11 protein-coding genes are annotated in these 10911 nt (G+C 72.4%); 6 read left to right on the top strand and 5 right to left on the bottom strand.

Features of this window, described 5'->3' with window-relative positions; genetic code table 11:
- Positions 1 to 216: 216 nt before the first annotated feature.
- Positions 217 to 915: a lytic polysaccharide monooxygenase gene (locus tag ACFXGA_RS34480; protein ID WP_378095346.1), complete on the top strand. Its 699-nt coding sequence runs from the start codon at positions 217 to 219 to the stop codon at positions 913 to 915.
- A 61-nt stretch (positions 916 to 976) separates the two neighbouring features.
- Here the strand turns inward: ACFXGA_RS34480 and ACFXGA_RS34475 are convergent, their stop codons facing one another.
- Genes ACFXGA_RS34475 through ACFXGA_RS34465 form a run of 3 tightly spaced genes read right to left on the bottom strand, consistent with a single transcriptional unit; the run spans position 977 to position 4018 of the window.
- Positions 977 to 1969 carry a polysaccharide lyase family 1 protein gene (locus ACFXGA_RS34475; protein ID WP_378095344.1) on the bottom strand — a complete coding sequence of 331 codons (993 nt, stop codon included), beginning with the start codon at positions 1967 to 1969 and terminating at the stop codon, positions 977 to 979.
- Positions 1970 to 1985: 16 nt separating this feature from the next.
- On the bottom strand, positions 1986 to 2975 hold the full coding sequence (locus ACFXGA_RS34470) for a polysaccharide lyase family 1 protein (RefSeq protein WP_378095342.1): 990 nt from the start codon (positions 2973 to 2975) through the stop codon (positions 1986 to 1988).
- Positions 2976 to 2989: 14 nt separating this feature from the next.
- Positions 2990 to 4018, bottom strand: a complete 1029-nt coding sequence (locus tag ACFXGA_RS34465) for a polysaccharide lyase family 1 protein (protein WP_378095340.1) — start codon at positions 4016 to 4018, stop codon at positions 2990 to 2992.
- A gap of 341 nt (positions 4019 to 4359) precedes the next feature.
- On the opposite strand from ACFXGA_RS34465, the gene ACFXGA_RS34460 reads away from it, so the two are divergent.
- Complete coding sequence (locus ACFXGA_RS34460) at positions 4360 to 6057, top strand: serine/threonine-protein kinase (RefSeq protein WP_378095338.1); 1698 nt, start codon at positions 4360 to 4362, stop codon at positions 6055 to 6057.
- A 165-nt stretch (positions 6058 to 6222) separates the two neighbouring features.
- Complete coding sequence (locus ACFXGA_RS34455) at positions 6223 to 7092, top strand: oxaloacetate decarboxylase (RefSeq protein WP_378095336.1); 870 nt, start codon at positions 6223 to 6225, stop codon at positions 7090 to 7092.
- A 10-nt stretch (positions 7093 to 7102) separates the two neighbouring features.
- Here ACFXGA_RS34455 and ACFXGA_RS34450 read toward each other — a convergent pair whose 3' ends face one another.
- Positions 7103 to 7279 carry a DUF6343 family protein gene (locus tag ACFXGA_RS34450; protein ID WP_378095334.1) on the bottom strand — a complete coding sequence of 59 codons (177 nt, stop codon included), beginning with the start codon at positions 7277 to 7279 and terminating at the stop codon, positions 7103 to 7105.
- Positions 7276 to 7677 (bottom strand): hypothetical protein, encoded by a 402-nt coding sequence (locus tag ACFXGA_RS34445; RefSeq protein ID WP_378095332.1) that lies wholly within the window; start codon positions 7675 to 7677, stop codon positions 7276 to 7278. Before ACFXGA_RS34445 ends, ACFXGA_RS34450 begins: the two co-directional genes overlap by 4 nt.
- A gap of 146 nt (positions 7678 to 7823) precedes the next feature.
- Here ACFXGA_RS34445 and ACFXGA_RS34440 point away from each other — a divergent pair, with 146 nt between their 5' ends.
- From ACFXGA_RS34440 to ACFXGA_RS34430, 3 genes are all read left to right on the top strand, one after another.
- Entirely contained in the window at positions 7824 to 9212 is a 1389-nt protein-coding gene (locus ACFXGA_RS34440; protein ID WP_378095349.1) for an MFS transporter, read from the top strand.
- Positions 9213 to 9255: 43 nt separating this feature from the next.
- Positions 9256 to 10341, top strand: a complete 1086-nt coding sequence (locus ACFXGA_RS34435; RefSeq protein WP_378095330.1) for a M20 family metallopeptidase — start codon at positions 9256 to 9258, stop codon at positions 10339 to 10341.
- A gap of 29 nt (positions 10342 to 10370) precedes the next feature.
- Positions 10371 to 10911, top strand: a 541-nt coding sequence (locus tag ACFXGA_RS34430; protein ID WP_378095328.1) for a metalloregulator ArsR/SmtB family transcription factor, incomplete at its 3' end; no start/stop codon positions are given.

Here is a 10911-nt window from a genome sequence, read left to right as displayed (position 1 = left end):
ACAGGGTCCGCACGACGCCCGACCGCACCTGCGGCGAGGTCGTCCCCGGCCGCCGGTCGCCTCGTGAAACGTCGTCCGGAGAGGGCGTTTGTCGAATTGCGGTCGAATGCGCGTCGAATGCGAAGTGGTTGGGGGACAACACTTCCCCTTTCCGCGCACGGTTGGTTACAGTGCGATTTGGGAGCGCTCCCAGCCCACCCATGGACATTGCCGAACATGGTCATCCTCAACGAGGAGGAGAGAGTGGCGCTCAGATCCATCCCTGCGAACAAGAGCCTGCTCGGCCGGGCCGCCGCGACGCTCGCGGTGGTCGCCGGACTCATGGCGAGCCTGCTCACCGGAATCGCCGACGCGCACGGGTCGACCACCGACCCGCCGTCGCGCAACTACGGCTGCTGGCAGCGTTGGGGCAGCGATTTCCAGAACCCGACGATGGCCCAGCAGGACCCGATGTGCTGGCAGGCGTGGCAGGCCGACACCAACGCGATGTGGAACTGGAACGGTTTGTACCGCGAGAACGTGGCGGGCAACCACCAGGGCGTGATCCCGAACGGCCAGTTGTGCAGCGGCGGGCGGACCGGCGGCACGCGCTACGCGGCGCTGGACAACCCCGGCCCGTGGAAGACCGTGACGAAGCCGCGGCAGTTCACGCTCACCGTCACCGACCAGGCCCGGCACGGCGCGGACTACCTGCGGGTGTACGTGACGAAGCAGGGCTACGACGCGACGACGACGCCGTTGGGCTGGAACCACCTGGACCTGGTCGCGACCACCGGCCGCTACGCGCCGGCCGGTCAGTACCAGGTCGCGGTGAACGCGGGCAGCCGCACCGGCCGCCACGTGGTCTTCGTGATCTGGCAGGCCAGCCACATGGACCAGTCGTACTACTTCTGCAGCGACGTCGTCTTCCAGTAGGTCGCGATGACGAGGTCCCCGGGCCCCCGCCGCTCCAGGCGGGGGCCCGGTTCGCGTCCGGTCAGGCGGTCGGCAGGCCGACGCGGCCGACGCCCGCGCCCGCCGTGACCAGGCGCGGCACGGAGGCGGGGTCGTCCAGCGCGTAGCCGTAGTAGGTGCGCGGCTCCACGACGGCGCCGAGGGTTTCCGGCGCGCCGGAGCCGGCGTAGACGTTGTTGCGCTCGACCACCCGGCCCGGTCCGCTCTTGTCGTAGCCGGACAGGATCGGGTGGGCGACGTTCTCGAAGTAGTTGCCCTCGACCACGACGCCGGCGTCCATGGTCGAGGCGACGCCGTAGAGCGAGTTGCCGCGGTAGTAGTTGTTGTAGACGTGGACGGGTTCGCCGAAGCGGACGCGCGGGTGGCGCTGGTCGGTGCCGTCGAAGAAGTTGTGGTGGTAGGTGACGCGCAGCCTGCCGCGGTCGCTGGTGTAGGTGTCGGAGTGGCCGAGCAGCGCGGCCTTGCTGTGGTCGTGGAAGTGGTTCCACGAGACGGTGACGTAGTCGGAGTTGCGCTTGATGTCGAGCAGGCCGTCGTAGCCGTCGGACAGGTCGCAGTGGTCGATCCACACGTGGTGCGCGGAGTTGGTGACGCTGATCGAGTCGTCCGAGGCGTTGGTGAACCGCAGGTTGCGGATGATGACGTTGTTGCCGGGCCGGGTGGTGGAGCCGAGCTGGAGGCCGCCGCCGGTGATCTCGGCGGTCGGGCCGACGCCCACGATGGTCTTGTTCGCCACGACGGTGAGCATGTCGTCGCCGACGGCGACCCGGCCGGAGACCGAGATGACGTAGGGCTCCTTGCGGCCCACGTAGTCGGCGAGGGCGTCGGCGGTGGTGACGGTGACGGCCTGGCCGCCCGCGCCGCCGGTGGTGCCGTTCTGGCCCAGGGCGTTCACGCCGGCGAAGCCGTCGGCGACGTCGAGGGCGGACGCGGCCCACGCGGCGCGGGGGACGGTGGCGGCGACGGCGGCGAGCGCGGTGCCGGCGAGCAGGCGGCGTCGGTTGACGGGGCTCATGGGGGTGCCTCCTGGCTCAGATCCGGCCGACGCCGACCCCGGCGGGGACGGTGGTGGGCAGGGTGGACGGGTTGTCGGGGGTGTAGGCGTAGTAGGTGCGCGGCTCGACGACGGAGCCCAGGGTGTGGGGCGTGCCGGAGTTGACGTAGACGTTGTCGCGCTGGACGACGCGGCCGGGTCCGCTCTCGTCGTAGCCGGAGTAGATCGGGTGCGGCACGTTCTCGAAGTAGTTGGCCTCGACCAGCACGCCCGCGTTCTCGGTGGAGGCGACGCCGTAGAGGCGGTTGTCGCGGAAGTAGTTGTTGTAGACGTGGACGGGTTCGCCGAAGCGGACGCGCGGGTGCCGCTGGTCGGTGCCGTCGAAGAAGTTGTGGTGGAAGGTGACGCGGAGCTTGCCGGTGTCCTGGCCCGCGTTGGAGTCGGAGTGGCCGAGCAGCGCGGTCTTGCTGTGGTCGTGGAAGTGGTTCCAGGACACGGTGATGAAGTCCGCGCCGCGGACGATGTCGATCAGGCCGTCCGCGCCGCCGCCGAGGTCGCAGTGGTCGATCCAGATGTGGTGGGAGGACTGCTGGATGCTGATGGCGTCGTCGTCCGCGCCGGTGAACTTGAGGTTGCGGATGATGACGTTCTGCCTGCGGTACATGTCCAGGCCGCCGCCGCGGATCTCGGCCCCGGGCAGGCCGATGACGGTCTTGTTGGAGCGCAGGCCCTGCTTGCTGCTGAACGTCATGATGCCGTCGACCTGGATGACGTAGGGCTCGTTGCGGTCGCAGTAGTCCAGGAACGTGTCGGTGTCGCGCACGGTGACCACGGGTCCGCCGAGGCCGCCGGTGGTGCCGTTCTGGCCGAGGGTGTTGGTGCCGGCGAACCCGTCGGCGGTGGCGAACGGGGCCGCCCACACGGGGTTGGTCGTGGTGGGGCGCGCGGCGGCGGCCCGTGCGGTGACGGCGGTGAGGGCGGTAGCGGCGGCGCCCGCGAGGAGGCCGCGCCTGCTGATGTCGCTCATGGTGGGTGCTCCTGTCAGAGGCGACCGGCGCCCGCGCCGGCGGGCACGATCGTGGGGACGTCGGCGGCGCGGTGCGGGGTGTAGGCGTAGTAGGTGCGCGGTTCGGCCACGGAGCCGCGGACCTCGATCTCGTGGTTGCAGTCCACGAGGATGTTGTCGCGGGCGACCATCCGGCCGAGGTCGCCGCTGAAGTCGACGCGGCCGGGGTTGTTGACGCTGGAGAAGTAGTTGCCCTCCAGCACGACGCCCGCGTTCATCGCGGAGACGACACCGTAGCTGTTGTCGCGGTAGTAGTTGTTGTAGACGTGCACGGACTCGCCGAAGCGGACGCGCGGGTTGCGCTGGTCGGAGCCGTCGAAGTGGTTGTGGTGGTAGGTGACGCGGAGCCGGCCGATGTCCTGCGCGCCGTTGTCGTCGTCGTGGCCGAGCAGCAGCGTCTTGTCGTGGTCGTGGAACCTGTTCCAGGAGACGGTGACGTAGTCGCTGCCGCGTTTGATGTCGACCGCGCCGTCGTCGCCGTTGGAGAAGTCGTTGTGGTCGATCCAGATGTGGTGGCTGAACATCTGGACGTTGACGAGGTCGTCGGTGGCCCCGGTGATCGCCAGGTTGCGGATGATGACGTTGTGCACGGCGTTGGCCGGGGGAGAGGTGACCTCGTCGTTGACCGGCAGGCCGATGTTGAGGCCGCCGCCGACGAGTCGGGCGTTCGCGCCCAGGCCGACGATCGTCTTGTCGGAGGCGACGTCGTGCATGCCGTCACTGGTGCCGGTCGGCAGCGTGATGGTGCCGCTGACCTGCACGACCAGGGGTTCGGGCCGGGCGATGTAGTCGAGGAACCCGGCGGTGGTGGTGGCGGTGACCACGGCGCCGCCCGCGCCCCCGGTGGTGCCGTTCTGCCCCAGCGCGTGCACCGAGGCGAACCCGTCCGCGGTGGTCGCGGCCAGTGCCGGCGTGGTGGCGGGCACCGTGACGGCGGTCGTGGCGAGGGTGGCGGCCACGACGGCCTTCAGCAGGGCGCGCCTGGTCCCGACGAGTGTGGGCATGGCTATTTCCTCTCCCGTATGAGGGTGAGTGCAGGGGGTTTTCGGGAAAGCGCTTCCTGGTCGCACCGTAGCGCATGTTTCCGTCGTGTCAACGGCCGGCGACGATCGGGGTCCGGGGTTCACATATGTGGTCGTCCAATTCGGCGGACCGGTTCACATATGTGGTGTCGGACGCTCATTCCGGGTAAGCGGGAATGCTTCCGCGCGGTTATTCCGAAGGCGCTTTACCGGGGTGCGGGTAATGGGGAAAGGGGTTGTCGGGGGAGGGCTCGGCGCGTCCGCGCGGACCCACCGGGTCGTGCGCGTCACGGGCGACTCCGCACGGTCATTAGGCTGGGTCGGTGCGTAACAATGACGTGATCGCGGGTCGGTACCGGCTCGACGCGGTCGTCGGCGCGGGCGGCATGGGGGAGGTCTGGCGGGCCACCGACCTCGAGTTGCGCCGGGTCGTGGCGCTCAAGCTGGCCACGACGGGGGACGGCGAGGCGACCCGTCGTGAGGCGCGGATCGGGGCCGGGCTGCACCACGCCAACGTGATCTCGGTCTTCGACACCGTCGTCGACGGCGGCACGCGCTGGCTCGTCATGGAGTACCTGCCCGCCCGCAGCCTCGCCGAGATCTGCCGGACCGACGGCCCGGTCGCCCCCGACCTGGCGGCCCGGATCGGCGCGCAGGTCGCCACCGCGTTGGCCGCCATGCACGCCAAGGGCATGGTGCACCGCGACATCACGCTCGCCAACGTCCTCGTCACCGCGGACGGCACGGCCAAGCTCGCCGACCTGGGCGTCGCGATGTGGGACGAGGTGACCCTGACCGGCAGCGCGAAGACCGCGGGCACGGCCGGCTACCTGGCCCCCGAGGTGCTGCGGGGACAGCGCGCCACCCCGGCGGCGGACATGTACTCGCTCGGCGTGACGTTGTCGGCCGCGGCCGAGGGGCGGATCGACAAGCGCATGGCGCGCGTCGTGGCCGCGCTGACCGACCCGGACCCGGCCCGCCGGCCCGGCGCGGAGAGGGTGGCGCGCCTGCTCGGGGCGTCGCGCGGGCTGTCGAAGCACGCGCTGACGACCGCGGGTGCGGCCGCGGCGCTGGTGGCGGTGCTCGGGGCCACGCTGTCGGGGTCCGGGAGTCCGGCGGGCAGCGCCGCCGCCGCGCCGCCCGGCACGCTCGTGTACGGCATCGGCGACCAGATCGGCACGGCGTTGGAGTCCGAGTTCGTGCGGGAGACGCCGGTCACCATGCTCACCACCAACTACCACAAGCCCAGCGATCTGCGGACCATGGCGGCGTGGCGGGACAAGGAGGTGCCCGACGCCTATGCCCGGGGGTACGCCCTGCACGTGATCGTGGCGGACTGGGAGATCGACGACCCCGAAGTGCCCGTCGACGGCAAGTACGGCCCCGGCTGCGGACGTGCCTACCCGCTGTCCCCCGCGTTCGGCGAGGACATGCGCGCGCTCGCGGGCATCTTCGCCGGCAAGGCCGACGACCCGCCGCTGTACGTCACGGTGTTCAACGAGGTCAACAAGATGGCGTGCGAGGACGGCGCGTACGGCGCCAGCCCCGCTTACTACGAGGCGTTGCAGGACAGCTACCTCGACGTGCGGCGGATCATCAAGGAGACGGCCCCGAACGCCCGGGTGGCGCTCGGCTGGGACGGCTACCAGGTGGAGGACGACGACCCGGAGAACGGCGGCGGCCGGTCCATGTTCTCCCACTTCGCCCGCTCGCTGCGGGCGTCGGACTACCAGGCGGTGGTGGCCAAGCAGCCCTACGGCAACGTCTACCAGGTGCGGCAGAGCATCCGCGTGCTCGGCGAGTACGGCAAGGTCATGGTGGCCGCGTACAAGGAGACCGCCGGCGAGGTCCTCGACATGGACGTCCGGCTGCTGCTGAACGACGAGTCGATCGCCGAGCTCAACCGCCTCGGCCTGTTCGCGTGGAACTTCAACAACCAGCGCGAGCTGGTGAACGACCGGGGACCGACCCTGGACCACATCAAGAACATGATCCGCCGCACCGGCCGCGAGCCGCGCTGATCGGAGCCGGCCGACGTCCGTGACAGGCGACCGGACCCCCGGAGCCATCCGGGAAGGCCGGGGCTCGGCGTGCGGGTCCGAGCCGGCGGCGGCTCCCGGCGGCGCGAGTCGATCTCATCCTTCCGATATCTCGACCCGTCGGGCACGCGCACCTAGGTTCGTCGCATGGCTCACGGCGAGGCGCTGCGCGAGGCGATCGCGGCACCCGGCACGACCCCCTTGATCGGCGTGTTCGACATGCTGTCGGCGTCGATCGCGGCCCGGCACTACGACGGGCTGTTCGTCTCCGGGTTCGGCTTCTCCGCCTCGCACTACGGCCTGCCCGACGTCGGCTTCATCGCCTGGCCCGACGTGGTCGGGTTCGTGCAGCGGCTGCGGTTGGCGCTGCCCCGGCGGCACCTGCTGGTCGACATCGACGACGGGTACACCGACCCCGAGGTGGCGGGCCAGGTGGTGCGCGCGCTGGAGCAGGTCGGCGCGTCCGGCGTGGTGCTGGAGGACCAGCAGCGGCCGCGCCGGTGCGGGCACGTCGAGGGCAAGCGGGTGCTGCCGCTGGAGCAGTACCTCGAGAAGCTCGACCTGGTGCTCGCGACCCGGCGGGACCTGGTCGTGGTGGCGCGGACCGACGCCACGGGGGAGGACGAGGTGCTGCGCCGCGCGGCCGCGTTCGCCGCGACGGACGCCGACGTGGTGCTGGTCGAGGGCATGCCGTCGGTCGACGTGATCCGCCGGGTGCGGCGGGCGATGGGCGACAAGCCGCTGCTGTTCAACCAGATCGCCGGTGGCAAGTCGCCCCGGCTGTCGCTGCGCGAGCTGACCGACCTGGGCGTGGACGTCGCGATCTACAGCACGCCGTGCCTGTTCGCCGCGCACGCGGCCATCGAGGACGCCCTGGTCCGGCTCAAGGACACCGACGGCGTGCTGCCGGACGACTCGATCGACGTGGCCGAGTCCCAGGACCTGCTGTGGCCCAACCTGGGCGACCGCGGCGACGTGCCGACGCCGCGCGCGTCCCGGCCGGCGATGACCCGCTGACCCGTCCGGCTCACCCGGGGTCGCCGCGCCGCTTGCGGTGCACGACCCAGGCGAAGTCCACGACCAGGACGACCGCGAGCACGCCCAGCAGCACCGCGAGCCACGTCAGGTCCGCCCGGACGCACAGCCACGCCGCGACCCCGTTGAAGACCACGCCGAACCCGGCCAGCCACAGCCGCAGCGTCAACGCGCTGCGCGGCGGTGCGGGAGGCGGCAGGTCGTCGTCGGGGTGACCGGCGCCGGACACGTCCGCCACTCCTCCTGCCAGCCGTGGTGGGTGTCGTAGGCGGTGGCCAGCAGTTGGAGCAGGGACCGGTCGGACGTGCCCGCCACCTCGCGGCGCAGCCACCGCGCCTTCTCGTCGAACCGCACGGGCTCGCGGTCGCCGAGGGACTGCGTGTCGCCGGGCACGAGCAACAGCTCCCGCCCGTCGTCGGAGCGCAGGATCCGCAGCCGCCCGCGCCGTTCGGCCTCGTCCAGCAGCGGCAGCTCCTCGCGCGCCAGCCGTTCCTCGTCCTCGGCGAGCCGGTCCAGCACGAACCGGCGCAGGTCCTCATCCGTCAGGCGATCGGGCTCCACGTCCATGGCCCTGGGGTATCCACTGCCGCCCCCGCCACACGCGCTGTCGTGCGGTTGATCGCGGCGGCGGGTAGGAATGGGTGGTGACCGGCACGTACCAACCCGACCCGCGGCGGTGGAAGGCCCTCACCGTCACGCTCGTCGCAGGGTTCATGAGCCTGCTCGACGTCAGCATCGTGTCGGTCGCCCTGCCGTCCATCCAGCACGGCCTCGGCACCACGCCGGCGGGCGTGCAGTGGGTCGTCTCGGGGTACGCGCTCGCGTTCGGCTTGGCCCTGGTGCCCGCCGGACGCCTCGGTGACGCGATCGGGCGACGGACCATGTTCCTGGTCGCGCTGGGCGGGTTCGTGCTGTGCAGCGCGTTGGCCGGGCTCGCGCCGACGACCGAGGTGCTGATCGTGGCGCGGCTCGCCCAGGGCGTCACGGCCGGCGCCCTGGCCCCGCAGAACTCGGCGCTCATCCAGCAGCTGTTCCGGGGCGCGGAACGCGGTCGCGCGTTCGGGTTCTTCGGCTCGACCGTCGGCATCTCCACGGCCGTGGGCCCGGTGGTCGGCGGCGCGATCCTGGCCCTGGCGGGCGAGGACGACGGCTGGCGGTGGATCTTCTACGTCAACGTGCCGATCGGCCTGGCCGCGCTGGTGCTCGCCGCCCGGCTGCTGCCGCGCGCCCGCGGCCGGCGTCGCGGGCACCTCGACCTCGTCGGCGCGGCCCTGCTCGGCGCGGGCGTGCTGGCGGTGATGCTGCCGCTCGTGCTCGCCGAGGCGGGCGGGCTGCGCGAGCTGTGGTGGCTGTTCGGGCTCGGCGCGGCGCTGCTGGTGCTGTTCGTGCGGTGGGAGCGGCAGGTCGCCGCGCGCGGCCGCAGCCCCCTGCTGGACGTCTCCCTGTTCACCGGCACCCCCGGTTACGGCACGGGCGCGCTGCTCGGGACGGTGTACTTCATCGGCTTCGCCGGCATCTGGCTGGTGTTCGCGCTGTACTTCCAGACCGGGCTCGGCTACACGCCGCTGCAGTCGGGGCTGGCCGTGACGCCGTTCGCGGTGGGGTCCGCGGCGTCCGCGGTGATCGGCGGGCGGCTGGTGGAGCGCTGGGGCCGCAAGCTGACCGTCACCGGGTTGAGCATGGTGGTGGTCGGGCTCGGCGTGACGGCCCTGGTGCTGCGGCTCGCGCCGGCGCACGCGGCCGGGTGGGCGGTCGCCCCCGCCTTGTTGGTCGCGGGCATCGGCGGCGGGTGGGTGATCTCGCCGAACACCACGCTGACGTTGCGGCACGTGCCCGTGGCGATGGCCGGCGCGGCGGGCGGCGCGTTGCAGACCGGTCAGCGCATCGGCTCCGCGATCGGCACGGCGGCGCTGACCGGCGTGTTCTACACCGTGCTCAGCGCCTCGGACCGGGACTTCCCGGTGGCGGTGTCGGTCGCGGTGGGCAGCGCGACGATCGCGGTGGCGGCGGCCCTGGTGGTCGCGATCCTCGAACTGCGCGTCCGCCCGCGGTGCCCCGCCGCGGTGGAGGGCGCGGAACAGGCGATCCACGACGCGCCCTGATCCGCTCCGCCCGCCGGGCGCGCGGTCCGGGCACGATGACGGGATGGACCTGCTGCCGTCGACCGAGCGGCTGCTCGGCATCCGCTCGACCGCCGACCGGCCCGACGACCTGCGCCGCGCGCTGGAGTTCGTGCTCGACCTCGTCGGCCCCGGCTTCACCGTGGAGCGGTTCGAGGCGGGCGGCAAGCCCAGCGCGCTCGTCTACCCCGGCGAGCACCGCCCGCACTTCCGGGTGCTCCTCAACGCCCACCTGGACGTGGTCCCCGGCACGGACGAGCAGTTCCGGCCCCGCCGCGACGGCGACCGGCTCATCGGCCGCGGCGCGCAGGACATGAAGCTGTCCGCGCTGGTCATGGCCTCGGTGTTCCGCGACACGGCCACCCGGCTGCCGTACCCGATCGGGCTCCAGCTCGTGACCGACGAGGAGGTCGGCGGCCGGCACGGCACCCGGCACCAGCTCGACCAGGGCGTGACGGCGTCGTTCGTGGTGATCGGCGAGCACAGCGCCCTGCGCGTGGTGGCCGAGTCGAAAGGGCTGGCCGCCGTGCGGCTGCACGCGACCGGGCGGGCCGCGCACAGCGCGTACCAGTGGCTCGGCGACAACGCGGTGGTGAAGCTGGTGCGGGCCGTGGACGCCGTGCTGGCCGCGTACCCGGTGGCGACCGGGGAGGAGTGGCGGACCACGGTCAACGTCGCCCGCGTCGAGACCGGCAACCAGGCCCTCAACCAGGTGCCCGCCGACGCGACCGCGTGGCTGGACGTCCGGTTCCCGCCCGAGGACACCGACTTCACCGGCCGCACGCCCGACGAGGTCGCCGCCCACTTCGCCGCCCTGTGCCCGCCCGGCGTCACGGTCGAGGTGGACCACGTCGAGCCGCCGCACCGGGCCGACCTCGACGGGCCCGACCTGCGGGCACTGCAACGCGCCGCGCGGGAGCAGGGCTACTCGGGGGAGCTGCTGCGCAAGCACGGCGCGGCCGACTCGCGGTTCTACTTCCAGCGGGGGATCGACGCGGTGATCTTCGGTGTCGGCGGCGACGGGCAGCACGGGCCGGACGAGTACGCCGACCTGACCACGGTCGAGCCCTACCGGCGGGCGCTCGTCGCGTTCCTGGAGGGCATTGCCTAACCTGTAACCAGGTGGTTACGCTTCCGCCCGTGGACGAGGTGGCGGGCGCTATCGCCGACCCCGTGCGGCGCGAGATCATGGAGATGCTGCGCGCCGACGGGCGGCTGTCGGCCGGGCGGATCGCCGACCGGTTCGCGATCAGCCGTCCCGCCGTGAGCCGACACCTGCGGGTGCTGCGGGAGAGCGGCCTGGTGCGTGACGAGCTGGTGGGCAGGCAGCGCTTCTACCTGCTCGACACCTCGCGCCTGACCCCGCTGGCCCGCTGGCTCGCCACCTTCGTCGACCCCGGCACCGTCACGACCGCCACCGGGCCGACCGCCGCCGGGCCGAGTGCCGCCGGGCCGAATGACGCCGGACTGATCGCCGCCGGGACTGCTGACCGCGAGCCCGTGCGGGCCGGGACCGGCACCGCGTCGATCACCGCCGGAACGCTCGACGCCGAACCCACGCTGGACACCGCGACCGCGCACGCCGACCCCGCTCGGCCCCGGGCCCGCCCCCCGCCCCGCGGGTCCCCGCCGCGGTGGCCCCGGGCCGCCGGGGCCCCACCCGGGGGCCCCCCGGGGGCCG

This window comes from Actinosynnema sp. NPDC059335 (assembly GCF_042752395.1).
Taxonomy (GTDB): Bacteria; Actinomycetota; Actinomycetes; order Mycobacteriales; family Pseudonocardiaceae; genus Actinosynnema.
Note: the sequence above shows the minus strand (reverse complement) of the source record. Positions and strands in the feature narration are given on the sequence as shown.